The sequence below is a fragment of the Treponema sp. Marseille-Q4132 genome, from assembly GCF_014334835.1.
Taxonomy (GTDB): domain Bacteria; phylum Spirochaetota; class Spirochaetia; order Treponematales; family Treponemataceae; genus Treponema_D; species Treponema_D paredis.
In genome coordinates, this window is the sequence record NZ_CP060591.1 from 2,185,927 (window position 1) to 2,203,978 (window position 18,052).

Consider the following 18,052-nt stretch of genomic DNA (forward strand, 5'->3'; position numbering starts at 1 on the left):
AAAACTTTTACTTTATTTTTAATTACAGGAAATTCTTATGACTTTAGAAACGATATTAAAATTAGATGAAATAAATAATATTCTGAAACAGAATAACATTTTGGTTAGAAAAAATAAGTCCGACATAGATTTTATAACAAAAAATAACATTACTGTTTCAATACATAAACAAAATCATGTCCTTCCGGGAAATGAGCGGTTGATTTATTTGGATTGTTTACTGGGCGGATACGGTCTTCCCGAATTTCGGAGAGATTGGCATGAAGGAGAAGACCTGCCCGGCTATATTATAAGTATTGTTATTCCCTTTATCGCGAATATTAAAGGTCCTTTAACGTTGGATAAAAATAAAATGTACAGTTTAATTCATGATGACTTAGCGGCCTTAGGAATAAAATCGACATATAGTGAAAAAGATAAGTTAAAGTATATACAAGTAAATTATTCGGGGCAATTATATGAAGAATATTTAGAGCGGAATATTTTTACATTTATCGTTAATGATGTAAAATATGGGATCGCCTATAAAAATTCATTTATATCGTTGTTGATATTTGAAAATATAGAACGCAAAGATGTTCTAACGGAATATCAATGGTATTCGTTTTGTCCGATAACGGTTGGCGGAGAAGAATATGTCAAAATGACTGTCAGCCATTTTATTGATTTTATCAAAACAAAGTAATGTCGAATTTTTCACTTTATTATGCTATCATGTACGGAGGAATGAAAAATGAAGAAAAAGTTTTGTTTTTTTGCAGCCATTTTATTGATTGTCGGATATGTGTACAGTCAAGATAATTCACGGGATATATTCTTAGATAATTATTTTGATTATCAGGAATATAAAATAGAATCACATCATTTTTCAAATTTCGATTTTTATTTTGCATATAACGTTTTGCATAATAAACAGGGCTTTTTTACCAAGGCGATTTTGTTTAAAAAAAATAATAAGACAATTGAGCCGATCGGCTATATTCGAGGAAATAAAATATTTAACGGCGAACGGCTTTTGTTTTCAGGGGTAATTCATACGCAGAAATTTGCAGGATGGAAAATAACCGTTGTTGATCGGAATAACAGTATCGCTACTGTTTTTTATACAAATAACGGAGAAAACATGACGGAGGGACCTTTGCTTATATGGAAAAACGATATGTTGGTGCAATACGTTATTGATACATCAATGCTCTGATAAAAATTCACAGATAAAAATTATTAACGTGGACCGACAGTGTTTTGTTCGTCGGCAGGGGCCGAAAGATGAATAAAGTCTATTTAATAAATATATTCGGCATATTTGGGTTATTTTTATTCCAACTATTTCTAGTGTTCATAGGAATAAATAGCTCTTTAACAAAGAAAAAACGAAAGAAATTAGGTATAAAAAATAAAATGAAAATAATGTATGGTTTTTCATGCTTATGGGTTTTTAAATTCCGAAAACTTTTTGTTTTTTATAAATTATTAGTTATATACATATTTGAAATACGGAAGAGAAGCAATTATCATAGTGAAGGATGGATATCTAAAACAATTAGAAGTTCATACTTATGGAGAAGATTTTCCCGGCAGTTCGGAGAATATAGATTCTATTATTGTTCACGCGCCGGATGATTTTGCCGATATACTGCCGTGAGCAAGGCGAATAAACGCTCTCGCTGCAGCACAGCGTACACTGAATAGCTTTTTCCGCGCAAATGCCCCCATGCCGCAAGTCCCGCGCTTTTACTCGACGTCGACCGTCGTGATGTGCGCTCCGACCGATTGAAGCCGTTCGACCAAGTGTTCATAGCCGCGTTCGATCTGATACACGTTTGAAATTCTGCTTTGTCCGTGCGCCGTCATCGCCGCGATTACCATCGCCATGCCTGCGCGTACGTCGGGTGAGACGAGGTGGTCGCCGTGGAGGATGCGCGGACCGGACACGACGGCGCGGTGCGGATCGCAGAGCGTGATGCACGCTCCCATGTTTATTAATTTGTCGACAAAAAACATGCGCGATTCGAACATCTTTTCGAAGATGAGTACCGTGCCTTCGACTTGCGTTGCGACGACCGTCATAATGCTCGTCAAATCGGGCGGAAAGCCCGGCCACGGAGCGTCGTCGATTTTCGGCGTCGAGTTTCCGATATCGCTGTTTACTTTAAGTTCCTGCCGTTCGGGAACGGTGAGTGTAGTGCCGTCGATATTCCACGCGATGCCGAGTTTGCTGAAACCGAGCCTAAGCGGCCGCATATCCTGAGGATTGACGCCTTCGATAGTGAGCGAACCGCGAGTGGCCGCCGCGAGTCCGATAAACGAACCGATTTCCATATAGTCAGGGCCTATCGTGCATTCGCAGCCGTGCAGGGAGTCGACTCCTTCTATGCGTAAAATATTGCTTCCGATGCCGCTGATTTTGGCACCCATACTCACGAGCATGGTACACAAGGTCTGTACGTGGGGTTCGCTCGCCGCATTCGAAATGATCGTTTCTCCCTTTGCGAGCGCCGCCGCCATAACGGCGTTTTCCGTCGCGGTTACCGACATTTCGTCGAGAAAGATATCTGCGCCTTTGAGCACGTCCGCATAAAACACGAATTTACCGTTTATGTCTACGCGTGCGCCGAGTTCGGTGAGCGCGAGAAAGTGCGTGTCGAGCCTTCTCCTGCCGATAACGTCTCCGCCCGGCGGCAGCATTTCCGCTCTTCCCGTTCGGGCGAGGAGGGGACCTGCAAACAAAATCGATGCGCGTATCTTTTTTGAAAGTTCCGGCGGGATCATCGTGTTTGCAAATTGTTTGGCGGTGATTTTCCAGCTGTGATTTTTTATGCACTCGACGTCGGCACCGAAGGATCGGGCAATGTCGAGCATAACGCGCGTGTCTTCTATGTCCGGAATATTGTGCAGCGTAACGCTTTCTTCCGTGAGTAAAGCCGCAGCAATGCACGGCAGCGCCGCGTTTTTATTGCCGCCTGCGGTGATGCTTCCCCTGATCGGATATCCGCCGTCGATTATATATTCGTGCATTGCCGCCTCCCGTTTTTATAGTGCGTTTTACACGCAGGTACATCGGGGGGTTAATTTGCCGTACCGATAATGCCTGCGAGGTTTATTAAAATATCGGCAGCTTTACACATTTGGTTAAGCGAAGCCCACTCCATACGCGAATGATAATTGTGACCGCCGGTAAAGATATTCGGCGTGGGGATGCCCATTTCGGTGAGCCGGGATCCGTCGGTGCCGCCTCTGATCGGTATAAAGACAGGTTCCACGCCCGCTTTTCGGTACGCCGCTTTCAAATCGCGCACGACTTCCGGATGCTCGTCGAGCTTTTGCTTCATATTGAAATACTGCGTTTTATGCGTCACTTTTGCATTGCCGCCGAAAGAAAGTGCGGCAGCTTCGGCAAGCGCTTCCACGGTTTTTTGCCGCTTTTTCATATTTTCGCCGTCGAAGTCGCGCAGTAAAAGATATACCGTCGATTTTTCGATCGTTCCCGTGAACTCTATCGGTGCGTAAAAGCCGGCCATACCGTCCGACGTTTCGGGGCGTTCGGTGATCGGAAGAGAGGACACGAAGTGCGATGCCATGGCGATCGAGTTTATCATGCCCGCTTTCCGTGCCGTTCCCGTGTGCGTCGATTTGCCCGTAAAGACGATCGTCGTTCCGACCGCATTGAAGCATTCTGTTTCGAGTTCGCCGATATGCCCGCCGTCGACAGTGTATGCACGCTTCGATTGAATCGATTCGAGCGGCACTTTATCCATGCCGTGCCCCGTCTCTTCGTCGGGTGAAAAAATCACTTCGATTTTTCCGTGCTTGATCTCTTCGTGCGCTTTAAGGTACGAAATCGCCGTCATGATCGCCGCGATGCCCGCCTTATCGTCCGCACCGAGGAGCGTGTGCCCGTCCGTCGTGATGATCGTATCGCGCTCGCGTGCGGCCTGGGCGAGCGCTTCGTCCGAAGCTGCATCGAGCGGATTCGTTTCCGCAAGTTCGATGAGAGCGCCGTCATAGTTTTCATGTACGACGGGATTGACGTTTTTTCCGGTCACTTCGTCGACCGTGTCCATGTGCGAAAGAAGACAAAAGGGCGGTACGTTTTCAAAACCCTCGGAAGCGGGGAGGACGCCGTACGCATAGCAAAACTCGGTGACGTGTACGTTTTCCAAACCCGCAGCCTTCATCTCTTCGGCAATCATATTTGCAAAATCTCTTTGCTGCGGCGTCGACGGCATGATCCCCTCGTCGGCTTTATTCGAATCGCTTTCGGAATACGTTTTTACATAGCGCAAAAAACGCTCGAGCAATTCTTTTTCTTCTTGTGAATTTTTTTTGATGTAGTTCATATCGTTATAATATGATTTTCACGCGCCTTATGCAATCGATGACTTCGTCCGCTTCGTTCACTACCGAGTTTACGGAGCAAAATCGGCGCGGATGTCGCTTGGATTATCTTCCGTCGTATAGGTTGCGGCGGACACGCGGAGCGGGGAAGTAATCCGGCGTAGGCGAGTTTGTCAGAAATACACATTATAAAAAAATACTAATTCCATGCCTGTAAAAACTCTTTCCTAATTTATTAAGATATAATTACTTTCTCTAAATAAGTCAGTCTTTTGAGCTAAAACAAAAATATCCAAGAAATAAAAATAATACCATTTAATGCAAGAACAGCTACAAAATAAACATCATGGTTATCATTTTTATTATACGATAGTGTATTTATTTTTTTATTTAGAATTAGCCCTGTTATATATCCTGTTATACAGCCAGGCCATAAAACACGAGGACCAAACTCATGGCCTGTAATAAATGCTATTAATAAAAATATATTGATAACCGTCATTCCGACAGTTCCACAAAACAATTTAATATTAACACTCTTTTTCATATGTCATTGTAGAAAAAATATAAATAAACTGCTACTGATCTTTAAAATCATTTATTATCTTAATCAGTTTCTTCTTTTTATCGTTTGCTTTTATTCTGTCGTCTTCTGAAGTATATACAAAACACAAAGGTGGTGAAAGAGTTAGTATGAAAAAACCAATTATGTAAGAAAATAACATATTCATTGTTCATAGCTTTCAATAAATATTTATTATTCATTATTCAAATCCAACAGATGTTAATGCAAAATCATTTTCTTGAATAAATATAATTCACAATTATCAAAACAGGAATAATTGCAAAATCCGTTTTTATTAACAAGTCTTTTAAAAAAGAGAATTCTATTCCGTCAAAATATGATAAGGCAAGAGTTGTAAAAAAGACTAAATAAATAAGAACTGTTATCAATTTGTAGATTACTCTTTTTTCAAGAAAAAAAACAGACAGACCCGAAACTTTCAAAAACAGTGAATTATTATAGCCTTTTTTTTCTGTCTTTGATAATGTCGCAATATTTCCCAAATATAAAAAAAACAATTGAATAATAAGAAGAAGCATCAAACCAAGATAGTTTTTCATTATTAATCCTCCGCTCGTTTTTTCACATAATTAACTACCTTATCTATTCGGTAACCCTCATTTCCGCCGCCGCTCCCGCTCGCGTCGGGAATACTGCGCGGAAAAGCAATCCGGCGTAGGGCGATTAGTAAAATATGTATCTACCGAAAAATTATCTTTTTCGTTTGCCAAAATATAGTCCATTTATATCAAATCTAATTTTATTGGTAGGAACAATATATTAAGCCAATCTTTCTTATCCGAATTATAACATAAAATACTACTACAATCCTTATTTATAAAAGTACTATTTTTAATTCATAAATTTTGAATTTTTCTTCAGCTTTTACTATAAAAAAATATTCATTAGTTTTTAAATTTTCATATTCAACATTTATCTTTATATAATAAATATTACCGACCGGATAATCATAAGGCTGTGAATCAAAATCTTTACTCACTTCCATTTTTTTTATAATTTTTCCTGCTTTATTTCTATAAGCCTGATATAATTGAATTTCATTTATATTATGAATTTTCCCAAGGTAATTATAATTATTGTAATTTTCGATTATTTGATTAGATTCTATGCAAATATTTAATTTATTTTTATAAAATAAATTCTCTATCTCTCTCCAATCATTATCTTCAAAACTCCTATAGATTACCCCTAGTAATTCTTCGATCTTCTTTAAATCCGAATTGGAAATTCTTTTAGATTTAAAACTTAACGAATTACAAAATATAATATTAAATATTAGAAAAAAGAATGCTATGAATATTTTTTTATTTGGATGCGTCATATATTTCCTTATTTTTTTAAATCAATATCAAATATTGACTGTGACTGTTGATTTAAAATATATTGTTCTGCAGCTGCATTAATTCCCATTTTGTCTTATCCATTGTGCTTTTACCAATTCTTCCATTTCTGTTGAACCTGTTCTTTCTGTTGTTGCTTTGGCCAACTCTAACGATTTAGTATCTAATACCGCTCCGTATTCGAGCAGCAGAGGAAACACGGAAAGCAAATTTTCTTTTATACAATAATTGATTGCTGTTTCCCCATATCTATTAAAATATCTTTTATAATTCCAATCAGTCGCCGGCCATAAAACAATAGACGCTCCATAGGCCTTTAAGTTCGGATCAGCTCCTGATTCTAACAATAATTTACAACATAAAAAAATTTCATGTTCATATCGACATTTCATTTGAGGATTTTCTTTATAAAATCTTACCCAGTTATCCCTTGGATTTTTCATTGCAATAATTCGATACGACAATAAACGAGCAATATATGGTCTCCGTTTTACATCGGCTCCGTAACTAATAAGTAATTTAGATAATGCATAATTACCATTTGAATTCCATAAAGGATTTGTATCCAGCCATTTAAATTGACCTGTCTTTTTATTCGGATCCGCTCCTGCTTTTAATAACGCTTCAACTTTTTTATAACACTCTTTATCATCATCAATTAATAAAGCCATTTCCATTTGATATGCCAAAGTGTTCTCTTCTGATCGCGTTATTTTCTTCGTAAAACCGAAAACAGGAGCAGGACTTCTTTGCATTTGTTCAACGCGACATGAAACCAATACTAATAGCATAATAATTGTACCTACATGGATTTTCATAAAACTCCAACCTTGTCGTCGTCTTTAATCCCGACGGAAGCTGTTTTCCTTCCTTAAATACATTTATCCGCAACTGCTATTGTTGGAAAAATCTGAATTTTTTACCATTCATTTAAATACTTAATTTTTTTATATCAATACCAAATATTGACTGTGACTATTGATTTAAAATATATTGTTCTGCAGCTGCATTAATTCCCATTTTGTCTTATCCATTGTGCTTTTACCAATTCTTCCATTTCTATTGAACCCGATAATTCCGTAGCCTTTTTTGCGGCTGCAAAAGATTTATCATCGAGTTTTGCACCGTAAGCAATAAGAAGTTTTGTAATTTTAAATGCATTATATTTTATTGCTTGATTTATTGCCGTATCTCCATATTTATTAAAATATCTTCTGTAATTCCAATCCGTTGCAGGCCATAAAACAATAGACGATCCATACGCCTTTAAGTTCGGATCAGCCCCTGATTTTAACAATAATTGCAGAACAGATAAAATATCATCTTCTACAATGCAGGGAAAATTTTCCCATTCGTGAATTTGTTCCTCTTTCGTTATAATTCTATGCCCTTTTAATATTTTAGCGATATAGGGGCGTTTCTTTATATCTGCCCCATATGAAATAAATAAACTTACAAGCTTTTCATCACCGCAACAATCCCATAAAGGATTTGTATCCAGCCATTTAAATTGCCCTGTCTTTTTATTCGGATCCGCTCCTGCTTTTAATAACGCTTCGACTTTTTTATAACACTCTTCATCATCATCAATTAATAAAGCCGTTTCCATTTGATATGCCAACGTGTTTTCTTCTGATCTCGTTATTTTCTTCGTAAAACCGAAAACAGGAGCAGGACTTCTTTGCATTTGTTCAACGCGACATGAAACTAATGCTAATAGCATAATAATTGTACATACATGGATTTTCATAAAACTCCAACCTTGCCCTCATCTTTAATCCCGATGGCAGCTGTTCTTCCTCCTTAAACGCATTTATCCGTAACTGCTGTTGTTGGAAAATCTGAATTTTTTACCACTTATTTAAATACTTATTAAAAATTTCTTTTAATTCATTATTTGAGTTTTCTTTTAACTTATTATACGTATCGATATCATCATGCAAAACTTCCAGAAAACCGACTATAATTATATTTTCTTTGTCACCCGGCTGAAAGGAAGAAGTCAAAAAAAGATTTATAATATAATTAACACTTTGCATATCAATGGAAACTTTATTATCATTGATAAATAATGCGAACTCACCAAAAAAACAATATGGAAATTCTTCAATGTCCCATCCTAATCTATTTTTGAAAGCCGGAAATAAATTAAAAAGATTATTCAAAAATTCTTTCATACTTAGTTTCCTTCAATTACCGTACTTAAATCTTTTATCAGCAATTTAAGTATATAGAAAGTATATTCTTAGAATAACTCGAAAAACTAATAAACTTAAAACCAAGAATATTATTTTTTTTGACATCTTTAACCTACATTCTTAGTAAATTCTATTACAAAATAATTCTATCCTAGTCTTTTCCCAGTAAATTTATATTGATGCGGGAAAAGACATTATGATAATACTTCATACTGTAGAATCAATCCCATAATATAAAAGAAATAAAACATAACAACAAATCAATAATAAAAGATAAAATTATCTTTTTATCTTTTATTATTTCAGAAAATGATCTACGACATCTTGTCATTTCCCATATTCCATTAAGAATAGGAAGTGAACATATAAGCAGACATAATGAAAATAAATTTATATGCATAAGCATCCTTATTAAAAATCTTGATTACCATAAACAGATTTGAAAATATCATTTTTCTCATGGGTCCACAAATACCGTAGTAATACAGCCCTGCGCACAAAACGCCGGCTATCGTGCGTGCTTCATCTTACAGCTCAAGCGCCATGATTTTGAACCGCTGCTGAATTGTCAAAGAGCAAAACTGAAAAATATTTCATGGGAATATCTTGCAGAAAATATCTTTCAAATCGTTTTATTATAATGCACTGATGGCGAATTGTAAAATGCTATTTCAGTTTTTATACGTGGGCGAATTTTATTTTTAGGCGACGGATAAATAGAATATGTCTGTCACGAACACCAGCGGAATATGCTCGCAACGCATACCGTAGTTTTTTTTGCGAAAACTACGGTGTTTAAGAGAAATAAACTGTGTAAAAAAAGAAGTTAATTATAGAATTTCTATTTTATGTTCATAAATTTTGAATCGGTTATGTTCATTTATTATAAAAAAATATTGATACGTTTTTGCATTCTTATATTGTACATCTACACTTACATAATAAACATTTCCGACCGGATAATCATAAGGCTGATTTACAAACTCCTTTAAAATAATTTGTTTCTTTATTAAAGAACCTACGTGCCGATTATAAGCTCCTCCGATTCTATTTAAATCACTTTCAGTTTCTATGGTTCCAAAATAATTATATTCATAATCCGTTAATAAATTATGTCCATCTGTTATTTTTATATTGATCTGCCCTTCAAAAAATAATTCCTTAATTTTTGCATAATCTAATTTAAAATAATCAAAATAAAAATTCTCAATTACATTAGAAACCTTTACATCTTCTTCAAAAGTTAATTTACGAGTATCTTTATTAATTAACCACCTCGAAAATATTGGAATAATAAAAAGGAAAGTAAAAATAATCGAAAATAAAATAAGCAGGAAGTAGCATAGTGTAATTCTATTTTTCTTCATAAATTTCCCCCTGCCGTTTTGAAATTTTCCAAAAATGTTCTAACCAAGCAAAATTAACCCGTATTTTCCAAGCTTTCGGATTGTCTTGCTTCCTCTATCATGGTCAGTAACCCCTAAATGTTTATCGGAATATTGACTAACAGAACCGTCTTTACGAAAACCTCCCAATTCTCCGAAACCAACCAATCCATGAAGTGTATGAGGATTTCCAGCATTTTTACCGATGATATGTGCATAACGATATTTCCTGTTAGTTTCATTATCATTTATTACTCTTTGCAAAATTGAAGCTCTTCCATCCGGATCCGTATACTTCACCGGATTATTCCCCGCATAGTGATACAGCTGCAAGTTTACGACATTGAACACACCGCCCATGCCCCGGCAGGCTTTGGTTATGCTTTTTCGCCTTATCGTTCACCGGCGCAAGCGGTACATACTCCCTGACTGCCGGATCCGCACTCAACCTGCGAGAGTACTTCGCATCCAAATATCTCGCACCGTAGTAGTACAGCCCCACGTATGAAACGCCGGCTATCGTACGTGCTTCACCCTACAGCTCAAGCACCATGGTTTTGAGCCGCTGCTGAATTGTCAAAGAGCAAAACCGTAAAACAATTCATGGAATTAATTGGAATTTCATATCAATTAATAACCGGAGGCCACGGTTTTTTGAATCTGTCCTGTAAGCTTTACTCCCAAAGCTCGTTGAGAGGATTTGGAACTGATTCACACCGTTTTTTCAGCAGTCTCTTCATATTCTATAATAAGATTCGATTTCTTTTAAGATATTTAATGAATACATATCTTTTGCCAGTCTTTTCTTTAAAACTTGAAGATTAGTTACAAAGTCCTTAGGGATTTCTGTGGTATCGCTTTTTCGTATAAGTAAATATAAAATATCAACAAGTTCGGTACATAAATAAGCGTTTGCTTCAGATTGTATAAAAAATACAACTTTCATTATAGCATTAAAAGATTCTTCTACCGTAAACGAACTATTTATTTTATCTCGTTCTTTTGCAAAAAACCATTCGTCTTTTTGCAGCTCTTCTTGCCAATTTAGCTGTAAATTCTGGAGAAGTTCATTTATTTTCATGTTTATTCTTATTTCCGTCTGTTGAACAAGCAATAGCTATAGCAAGGCTAAAAACTGTATTACTTCACAACTGTCCAAGATAACATAGAGAATTCTTAAAGTCTGTAATTCATGATATAGTTAAGTTATCACATAAAACAATATCACAAAATGAATTGCAGACATGAACAAGTATAACCCAAAGCCGGGGCGGTTGCTATCGTTCGTTGAGAGACTTTGATTTGAAAAAGCTGCAGACGATACGGAAGCGGATAAATACGGCAAGGGATTTTCAGAACGGCAACAGTTTGTCATCATGGTGTATGTCCGGCTCGCAAATCAGAACGGACTGAGAACCCTTGCGCACTCTCTGTACTCAAGCGGCAGCTTCTATCATCCGGGCATTCACAAGAACGTGAAACGCTCTACGATTTTCTAAAATATATTACAAAAATATAGATAAAGCCAAATAACAAAGGAACTCATAACATCATAAGGAAGGGGTAATTTAAAAATTACTGCGGTAGAAACAAGTCCAAGCAATAACAATGGAATTTTTATATATTTGGAAAACTCACTGAGATTAATAAAAAAACAAATATCCTTTGCATACTTATGGAGAACACAAACAGGAAAGATCATTATTCCAAAAAATAAATTCACCATAAAATATCCTTCAATAATCATTCCCGTATTATTAACCTTAACAAATAAAAAATACTTAATAAACAGAAAAACAGAATATAATAGAAAATTGATACAAAAAAGCAATATATTTATCATCGCCGTTTATGTAAATAGGCCGTTATACCGATAAGAGTAATTAATAATTTGAATATTATTAATAATAACAAACTCCATATTGCGATATGTTTAAGCTATGAATGTTTTTTAGTAAGAAAACTCAACTACCCGATGCAGAGCATCGGGGAATTAAAGCCTCCGTACGAATAAACAGCTTGTACAATTATCAATGTTTTTTCTCTTAATGTACGGTCCGCGTTTTTTTCAGGCGTTGCGGGCTTTGTCTGTTGGCGCTTATTGTGCAATGATAATATGCGTAGAGGGAGAAATTTTATCTTTCCATTCTTGCGAACATGTATCGGTTACGAGTATGTCGCATTCGGAAAACGGAAATCCCAATACGGTAGCTTTTTTGTCGAATTTTGCGGAATCGGCTACCATAATCATTTTTTCCGATTTTTCGGCTATTTTTTTGCGGATATCCATTGCCTGTAAATTCAAAAAATAAAATCCTTCATCCGAAATACCTGCAGGCGAAAAAAATGCTTTTTGAAAACAAACATTATTTAAAAATTCCGTGCCGGTATTTTCGATTGTCGTGTGCGTACCTCTTTTTACGATACCCCCGAGCATTATGGTTGTCACATTGTATTTGTTTTCCAATTCCAATGCTATTTTTAAATCGTTCGTTACAACCGAAAGATTACAGTCTTCACTTAAATTTTTTGCCAACTCGAGCATCGTTGTCCCCGTATCGATAAAAATCATTTCACGGGGTTCTATCAATTCGGATGCTGTTTTAGTTATTTTCGTTTTTGTGAGAAGATTTTGTTCTGTACGGAAATAAACGTTTTCCTTATATAAATTACTTTTGTCATTCCAAATAACGGCGCCCTGACTTCTGATTACGAGATTTTTCGATACCAATTCTTCTATATCTCGCCGTATGGTCGATTCGGAAGAGTGCAGATCGCGTATCAGATCGGAGATTAAAATAAATGTATGTTTTTTTGTTAAATCTAAAATATGTTGTTTACGTTCAAAACTTTTGATGGCATTCCTCCCTGTTTTATTATATCACATAAAACTCGATATGCGAGCTATTTATAATATTCGTGCAGTGTTTGTATTTGCTCCCGGCTCAGAGGATTTGCCTTCCCGTTTGTAATAAAAAACAGCTTTGCATTCTCTTCGATTTCTTCAATCAAATCCAAAGCTTTTTCGAGGTTTTTTGCGGCAACGACGCTCCCGTGATTTGCCAAGAGTACGGAATTCCGTTCCTTTAATACAGTCGCTACGGATTGTGCGAGTTCCATGGAACCGGGTACTTCATAAGGAATTACCGGCAGACAGCCGACGCGTAAGCCGTAGCCTGGTGTATAGGCGGGAATTGTTTTGTCGTGTATAAAATCGGGCATACTTGCTATCGCCGCCGCATAAACCGAATGGACGTGAATGATGGCATGTATGTTTTCATTTGCACGATACGAAAGCAGGTGCATCATGATTTCTTTTGACGGCGTTATATCGTTTAAAGGTTTTCCGGTTTCGATCGAAACAACGCTCAGCAATTTATCCGTTATTTTTCCCAACGCAACGGATGTCGGTGTAATATAAATTACGTTACCCGTTTTTATGCTTATATTTCCGCCGGTACCGCTGACAAGCCCTTTTTCCTGTACGTGATGGCAGATATCGACAAGATTTTCAACAGCCTGTTGTTTTTCCATATCGTTGATCCCTTGTTTATGTTCAAAATATTTCATTTATTTTCATTATATTTCTAATAAGAGAAAAGTCAAGCTAAATTTCTGTATTTTTTTTATTGACAGATGAAATATTGTGATTTATAATGAAAATTAAAGAATAATATTGGCTATTTTTGGGTAGAAGCTTAAAATCAGGAGGAAATTATGAAAAAAAGGCTTTTTATGACGGGGATAGTCTTTTTTTGCGGACTTGCGGTATTTGCATTGGGGCAAAATGACGGCGGAACTCAAAGCGGTGCGGGGAATACTTTTGTTATGAATATCGGTTCGGCGGTATCGGACAGTAATCCTTCTACGCTTGCATTACAAAGTTTTAAAACCGCTGTCGAAAAGCGGACTAACGGAAAACTGAAGGTAAATATCTATGCAAACAGCGCTCTGGGAAACGAACAAGATATGATTTCTCAGCTCATAGCCGGAACGCTTGAAGGATCAATGCAGATGGGTGCCGCAAACTGGGAAGGCTATAACGAAGAAGCCGGCGTCGCGCTTTTGCCTTTTTTGTTTCCCGATATTGAAAAGGCGCGAAAAGCATGGAACGGTGAATTCGGAAAGAAATTTGCGAAAGAAATCATTGAGCCTACCGGCTGTAAAGTGCTGTCCGTTTGGGAAAGCGGGTACAGACATATGACGAATAATATACGTCCGGTTAAAGTTCCGGCGGATATGAAAGGTATAAAATTCCGAACGAACAATAATAATATGAAAGTTAAAATGTTCAAAGCTCTGGACGGCAATGTTATTATGATGAGTTTTTCGGAAGTATTTACCGCTTTGCAAAACGGAACCATCGATGGACAGGAAAATCCGCTTGCAAATATTTACACTTCTTCGATTCAGGAGGTACAAAAATATTTGTCGCTGACAGGACATATGTACGATGCGGCACCCTTTGTATGCAGTAAAAAGTGGTTTGACGGTCTGCCTACCGAATACCAAAATATCTTAATGGAAGAGGCCGATAAAGCCCGCGCCGTTGATCTCAAAGAAAATGATGAAGGACGATTCCTTGAACTTTTGAAAAAATCGGGCATCAAAGTGAATGAAGTCGATAAAGCCGCTTTTCAAGAAAAGGTTCAGCCGGTTTGGAAAGAGTTTTCTCAAAAATACGGCGATGAATGGTTGAAATTGGCAAAGTCTGCGAAATGATGATACAGGCGCATACGGAAATTCGTTGCGGGTTTCGGTATGCGCCGTATTGATTTACTTTTTTTATTTACGAGTCCGTCTCGGTTTTTATAAAAGCAGGTACGGGAGGTTACGGTTTTGAAAGTATTGGTTCTCTTAAAGAGTATTCTGCGTTTTTTGGGAGCTTTTACATTATGCATACTCGTTGTCATTTTGGCAATGCAGATATTCAATCGGAATATCATCGGGAAATCTTTCGTTTGGGTCGAAGAGTTGGCGGGTATAAGCATGATTTATCTGACATTCCTCGGTTCGGCGCTTGCGACTTTAAACAATTCGAATACGCGGATTGATTTTTTTATTAAATTGCTTCCTCGAAAAGCTACGATATTTGCCGCGATGATTTCGGATTTCGTGTCAGTCTGTTTTCTTTTTATATTAGGCCGATATTGTTTGAAGGCCATGGCAAACAATATGCATAATTTAACTCCGGCGATGAAACTGCCCGTGTCATTCCAGTTTTTCGGTATGTTCATCGGTATTTTTTTTATGATATGTTTTTTCGGCTTTCGATTTTATTTGAAAATTTTGGAATTGCGATCGAAAGATATATCTTCAATTGAAGAGGCGCTGCAATGAGTCCGCTTGCCGTTCTTTTTATTTCTCTTACTCTGTGTTTGATTATCGGAACTCCGATCGGGATTTCGATAGGTATCAGTTGTATGACATTTCTTTTGGCAAACGGTTATCCGCCGCTTGATATTATCGTTCAAAGGATGACGAGCGGGGCAAATTCATTCAGTATGCTTGCTATGCCGTTATTTGTTTTTGCGGGGTCTCTGATGATGTACGGGAGTACACCCCGCTTGATGCGTTTTGCGAATATGTTATTGCGTAAAATGCCGGGCGGCCTCGGAGCTGCGACACTTGCCGCTTGCGGCTTTTTCGGTGCCGTATCGGGTTCGGGGGTCGCCAGTGCGGCGGCGATAGGCTCGACTTGTGCTCCTGAAATGATAAAACAGGGATATCCGAAAGGCTTTACTGCCGGATTGATTGCAGCCGGCGGAACTATGGCATGTATTATACCGCCGAGCATTATTATGGTAATATATGCTTCCATCGCTTCCGTTTCCGTCGGCGATATGTTTTTGGCCGGTGTCGTCCCCGGTATTTTAACAATCGTTGCGCTGATTGTCTTAAATACGATATATGCAAAAAAGCGGGCAAAAAAAGAAACCGTTGAAAAAACTTCATATTCTTCAAAAGAGAAGCTGCAAATAACGATCGATGCCATTTTGCCGATGCTCATGCCTGTATTTGTGCTTGCAAGCGTTTTTTCCGGTATTTGTACGGCAACGGAAGCTGCGGTCGTAGCGGTTGTTTATTCTTTTATTTTGGCTGTCTTTGTTTACAAAGAACTGACCTTTTCCGAATTTTTACGCGCCGCATCCGACAGTGTTATAACATCTGCGGTCATAATGCTGATCATATCCGCCGCGACGCCGTTCGGCTGGATTTTATCTACGCAAAACGTACCTCAGCTGTTTGCCGAATGGGTTGTATCTTTTGCACATACTAAATTTTTAATATTGCTTTTCTTCTTTATTCTCCTGTTATTTCTCGGCTGCTTTATGGAAACCGTATGTATCATTATTTTACTAACGCCGATATTACTGCCGATTGTAACCGGTCTCGGAATGAATCCCATACACTACGGGGTAGCCATGCTTATGAATTTAATGGTCGGTTCTTTGACGCCTCCGTTATCGGTAAACCTGTTTACTTCATGCCGTGTATTGAATATGAGTATAGACGAAGCGTTCCCCGATACATTAAGCGTTATCGGCGTGGTAACCTTGATGTCGGCTGTCGTTTTCATGTTTCCTCAGCTTTCTCTGGGGATCGTAAATTTGGTAAAAGGGCTTTGATGGCATCGCAAGATATTATTTTAGGAATCGATATAGGAACGACCGGTACGAAATGTATTTTTTATACATTCGACGGGTCGATTGCCGCACAAGCATACACTGAATATAAAACCGTAGTTCCTCAAAACGGTTGGTCGGAACAAAACCCTGAGGTTTGGTGGCAAGCTGTCATTTCAAATATTCGTACATGCTTTATATCCGAAAAAGCTGTTACTCCCGACAGGGTTGCGGTAATCGGTATCAGCTGTACGAATGCCGTTACATTGGTGGATCATGACGGTAATGCGATTTATAATGCGATAACGCTTCACGATAAAAGAGCTTCGACACAAGTCGAATGGCTTAAAAATAAAGTCGGTGAAGAAGATGTTGTTTCCTCTTCGAAAAACAGACTCGATAAGGGAACGTTTGCTCTTCCGACAATACGATGGCTTATCGATAATCGGCCGGATATTATTAAAAATTGTTATAAATTTTTAATGCCGAGCGGATATATTATACAAAAACTGACGGGAGAATTCAGTATTAATAAATCCCGAATGGATTTGACTTCCCTGTCAAACATGTCTGCCGGTACATGGGATGAAAATATCTGTACTAAAGCGGAAATTCCGATGCAGTTACTGCCGAAAGTGTACCGGTCTACGGATATTGTCGGTACGGTTACAAAAGAAGCTGCTGAATTGACGGGTTTGAAGATCGGTACTCCGGTTAATGCAGGTGCGGTGGATACCATTGCGGCAACGGTCGGAGCGGGTGCCGTTTATTTCGGTGATTCATCTGTTACGATAGGAAGCAGCGGACGTATATGTACGGTCGAAAAAGAGCCCGTTCAAGATACGAGGCTCTTAAATATAAGCAGCGGAGTATTGGACAATACCGTAATCGTACAAACAACCGATAATGCAGGAATCTCTCTAAAATGGTTTCGCGATAATTTTACATCACTCATACAGCCGGATCGAAATAAATCGATTTATCAAATTTTGGACGAAGCGGCGGAGAGTGTTAAAGTTACGGTGGAAAATTTGATTTATCTTCCGTATCTTTCCGGAGAAAAATGTCCTATTTGGGATCCTCATGCGAAGGGTGTTTTTTTTAATATAGGTTTAAATGCATCGTTCGGTTCTTTTGTCAGGGCGATTCTTGAAGGCGTCGCTTTTTCAATACGGGACTGCAGCACTTTGCTGCAAAATTCGTTTGCCTCATCGCATGAAATTCCTTTGGGCGGGGGTGCCGCAAAAAGCAAGCTTTGGTGTCAGATATTTGCGGATGTCCTTAATAAAACTATCATTCAATTAAAAATAAATGATACGGAAACGCTCGGTGATATGATCATTGCAGCGCAAGCGATGGGGATAAAAGAAATTCCTGTAGATTTCGGAAAAACACTTGCCGCAAAGGGAACGATTATCACACCGATCGTTCAAAATGTTGCCGTGTACGATGTTCTTTTTCAAAAATATAAAGAAGTATATCTCCGTTTGAAAGACCGCTTTTATTAGAAAAAGGCTGCGGAATTTGTACGGGTAAAACGGTTTTCAAATATGTTCGATTCATAATATCTGTATGCTTTTAC

General features: G+C 37.9%; 19 protein-coding genes and 2 pseudogenes. 7 read left to right on the top strand and 14 right to left on the bottom strand.

Annotation, left to right across the window (positions count from 1 at the left end; translation table 11 throughout):
* Positions 1-37 precede the first annotated feature (37 nt).
* Both H9I35_RS09905 and H9I35_RS09910 read left to right on the top strand, forming a co-directional pair.
* A complete protein-coding gene (locus H9I35_RS09905) occupies positions 38-685 on the top strand; it encodes a hypothetical protein (RefSeq protein ID WP_187419241.1) in 648 nt (215 codons plus the stop codon).
* Between the two features lie 48 nt (positions 686-733).
* Positions 734-1,198: a hypothetical protein gene (locus H9I35_RS09910; protein WP_187419242.1), complete on the top strand. Its 465-nt coding sequence runs from the start codon at positions 734-736 to the stop codon at positions 1,196-1,198.
* A 533-nt stretch (positions 1,199-1,731) separates the two neighbouring features.
* On the opposite strand, the gene murA is transcribed toward H9I35_RS09910, so the two are convergent.
* The 12 genes and pseudogenes from murA to H9I35_RS09970 form a co-directional block, all read right to left on the bottom strand.
* Positions 1,732-3,015, bottom strand: a complete 1,284-nt coding sequence (gene murA / locus H9I35_RS09915) for a UDP-N-acetylglucosamine 1-carboxyvinyltransferase (protein WP_187419243.1) — start codon at positions 3,013-3,015, stop codon at positions 1,732-1,734.
* 50 nt (positions 3,016-3,065) lie between these two features.
* Complete coding sequence (gene pepT / locus H9I35_RS09920; RefSeq protein ID WP_187419244.1) at positions 3,066-4,337, bottom strand: peptidase T; 1,272 nt, start codon at positions 4,335-4,337, stop codon at positions 3,066-3,068.
* Positions 4,338-4,612: 275 nt separating this feature from the next.
* Positions 4,613-4,882: a hypothetical protein gene (locus H9I35_RS09925; protein WP_187419245.1), complete on the bottom strand. Its 270-nt coding sequence runs from the start codon at positions 4,880-4,882 to the stop codon at positions 4,613-4,615.
* A gap of 248 nt (positions 4,883-5,130) precedes the next feature.
* Positions 5,131-5,460 carry a hypothetical protein gene (locus tag H9I35_RS09930; protein ID WP_187419246.1) on the bottom strand — a complete coding sequence of 110 codons (330 nt, stop codon included), beginning with the start codon at positions 5,458-5,460 and terminating at the stop codon, positions 5,131-5,133.
* Between the two features lie 275 nt (positions 5,461-5,735).
* Positions 5,736-6,242, bottom strand: coding sequence for a hypothetical protein (locus tag H9I35_RS09935; protein ID WP_187419247.1), 507 nt, complete (start codon positions 6,240-6,242; stop codon positions 5,736-5,738).
* A gap of 78 nt (positions 6,243-6,320) precedes the next feature.
* Positions 6,321-7,079 (bottom strand): ankyrin repeat domain-containing protein, encoded by a 759-nt coding sequence (locus H9I35_RS09940; protein ID WP_187419248.1) that lies wholly within the window; start codon positions 7,077-7,079, stop codon positions 6,321-6,323.
* 191 nt (positions 7,080-7,270) lie between these two features.
* Positions 7,271-8,011 (bottom strand): ankyrin repeat domain-containing protein, encoded by a 741-nt coding sequence (locus H9I35_RS09945; RefSeq protein WP_187419249.1) that lies wholly within the window; start codon positions 8,009-8,011, stop codon positions 7,271-7,273.
* A 100-nt stretch (positions 8,012-8,111) separates the two neighbouring features.
* Positions 8,112-8,438 (bottom strand): DUF7674 family protein, encoded by a 327-nt coding sequence (locus tag H9I35_RS09950; RefSeq protein ID WP_187419250.1) that lies wholly within the window; start codon positions 8,436-8,438, stop codon positions 8,112-8,114.
* A gap of 851 nt (positions 8,439-9,289) precedes the next feature.
* On the bottom strand, positions 9,290-9,826 hold the full coding sequence (locus H9I35_RS09955; RefSeq protein ID WP_187419251.1) for a hypothetical protein: 537 nt from the start codon (positions 9,824-9,826) through the stop codon (positions 9,290-9,292).
* 39 nt (positions 9,827-9,865) lie between these two features.
* Positions 9,866-10,144: a hypothetical protein gene (locus H9I35_RS09960; RefSeq protein WP_187420797.1), complete on the bottom strand. Its 279-nt coding sequence runs from the start codon at positions 10,142-10,144 to the stop codon at positions 9,866-9,868.
* A pseudogene (locus H9I35_RS12545) lies at positions 10,118-10,343 on the bottom strand (RHS repeat-associated core domain-containing protein); the annotation flags it as partial. The gene H9I35_RS09960 and the pseudogene H9I35_RS12545, both read right to left, overlap by 27 nt.
* A gap of 237 nt (positions 10,344-10,580) precedes the next feature.
* Positions 10,581-10,925 carry a hypothetical protein gene (locus H9I35_RS09970; protein WP_187419252.1) on the bottom strand — a complete coding sequence of 115 codons (345 nt, stop codon included), beginning with the start codon at positions 10,923-10,925 and terminating at the stop codon, positions 10,581-10,583.
* Between the two features lie 232 nt (positions 10,926-11,157).
* Here H9I35_RS09970 and H9I35_RS12550 point away from each other — a divergent pair.
* A pseudogene (locus H9I35_RS12550) lies at positions 11,158-11,343 on the top strand (DUF4372 domain-containing protein); the annotation flags it as partial.
* A 599-nt stretch (positions 11,344-11,942) separates the two neighbouring features.
* Here H9I35_RS12550 and H9I35_RS09980 read toward each other — a convergent pair.
* Together H9I35_RS09980 and H9I35_RS09990 are read right to left on the bottom strand one after the other, a co-directional pair.
* The gene (locus H9I35_RS09980; RefSeq protein ID WP_371809476.1) at positions 11,943-12,701 is read right to left on the bottom strand and encodes a DeoR/GlpR family DNA-binding transcription regulator; all 759 of its coding nucleotides are present in this window, start codon (positions 12,699-12,701) and stop codon (positions 11,943-11,945) included.
* 47 nt (positions 12,702-12,748) lie between these two features.
* On the bottom strand, positions 12,749-13,414 hold the full coding sequence (locus H9I35_RS09990; protein WP_187419254.1) for a class II aldolase/adducin family protein: 666 nt from the start codon (positions 13,412-13,414) through the stop codon (positions 12,749-12,751).
* Positions 13,415-13,561: 147 nt separating this feature from the next.
* Here H9I35_RS09990 and H9I35_RS09995 point away from each other — a divergent pair, with 147 nt between their 5' ends.
* From H9I35_RS09995 to H9I35_RS10010, 4 genes are all read left to right on the top strand, one after another.
* A complete protein-coding gene (locus H9I35_RS09995; RefSeq protein WP_187419255.1) occupies positions 13,562-14,566 on the top strand; it encodes a DctP family TRAP transporter solute-binding subunit in 1,005 nt (334 codons plus the stop codon).
* 192 nt (positions 14,567-14,758) lie between these two features.
* A complete protein-coding gene (locus tag H9I35_RS12555; protein ID WP_371809477.1) occupies positions 14,759-15,184 on the top strand; it encodes a TRAP transporter small permease in 426 nt (141 codons plus the stop codon).
* Positions 15,181-16,473, top strand: coding sequence for a TRAP transporter large permease (locus H9I35_RS10005; RefSeq protein ID WP_187419257.1), 1,293 nt, complete (start codon positions 15,181-15,183; stop codon positions 16,471-16,473). The genes H9I35_RS12555 and H9I35_RS10005 overlap by 4 nt, the downstream gene beginning before the upstream one ends.
* Positions 16,473-17,978 carry a xylulokinase gene (locus H9I35_RS10010; RefSeq protein WP_187420773.1) on the top strand — a complete coding sequence of 502 codons (1,506 nt, stop codon included), beginning with the start codon at positions 16,473-16,475 and terminating at the stop codon, positions 17,976-17,978. The genes H9I35_RS10005 and H9I35_RS10010 overlap by 1 nt, the downstream gene beginning before the upstream one ends.
* Positions 17,979-18,052 lie beyond the last annotated feature (74 nt).

Bases quoted from the DNA above. Each gene is read 5' to 3' on its own strand.
- H9I35_RS09905 (WP_187419241.1), top strand. From the start codon at position 38: ATGACTTTAGAAACGATATTAAAATTAGATGAAATAAATAATATTCTG.
- H9I35_RS09910 (WP_187419242.1), top strand. From the start codon at position 734: ATGAAGAAAAAGTTTTGTTTTTTTGCAGCCATTTTATTGATTGTCGGA.
- murA (WP_187419243.1), bottom strand. From the start codon at position 3,015: ATGCACGAATATATAATCGACGGCGGATATCCGATCAGGGGAAGCATC.
- pepT (WP_187419244.1), bottom strand. From the start codon at position 4,337: ATGAACTACATCAAAAAAAATTCACAAGAAGAAAAAGAATTGCTCGAG.
- H9I35_RS09925 (WP_187419245.1), bottom strand. From the start codon at position 4,882: ATGAAAAAGAGTGTTAATATTAAATTGTTTTGTGGAACTGTCGGAATG.
- H9I35_RS09930 (WP_187419246.1), bottom strand. From the start codon at position 5,460: ATGAAAAACTATCTTGGTTTGATGCTTCTTCTTATTATTCAATTGTTT.
- H9I35_RS09935 (WP_187419247.1), bottom strand. From the start codon at position 6,242: ATGACGCATCCAAATAAAAAAATATTCATAGCATTCTTTTTTCTAATA.
- H9I35_RS09940 (WP_187419248.1), bottom strand. From the start codon at position 7,079: ATGAAAATCCATGTAGGTACAATTATTATGCTATTAGTATTGGTTTCA.
- H9I35_RS09945 (WP_187419249.1), bottom strand. From the start codon at position 8,011: ATGAAAATCCATGTATGTACAATTATTATGCTATTAGCATTAGTTTCA.
- H9I35_RS09950 (WP_187419250.1), bottom strand. From the start codon at position 8,438: ATGAAAGAATTTTTGAATAATCTTTTTAATTTATTTCCGGCTTTCAAA.
- H9I35_RS09955 (WP_187419251.1), bottom strand. From the start codon at position 9,826: ATGAAGAAAAATAGAATTACACTATGCTACTTCCTGCTTATTTTATTT.
- H9I35_RS09970 (WP_187419252.1), bottom strand. From the start codon at position 10,925: ATGAAAATAAATGAACTTCTCCAGAATTTACAGCTAAATTGGCAAGAA.
- H9I35_RS09990 (WP_187419254.1), bottom strand. From the start codon at position 13,414: ATGAAATATTTTGAACATAAACAAGGGATCAACGATATGGAAAAACAA.
- H9I35_RS09995 (WP_187419255.1), top strand. From the start codon at position 13,562: ATGAAAAAAAGGCTTTTTATGACGGGGATAGTCTTTTTTTGCGGACTT.
- H9I35_RS10005 (WP_187419257.1), top strand. From the start codon at position 15,181: ATGAGTCCGCTTGCCGTTCTTTTTATTTCTCTTACTCTGTGTTTGATT.
- H9I35_RS10010 (WP_187420773.1), top strand. From the start codon at position 16,473: ATGGCATCGCAAGATATTATTTTAGGAATCGATATAGGAACGACCGGT.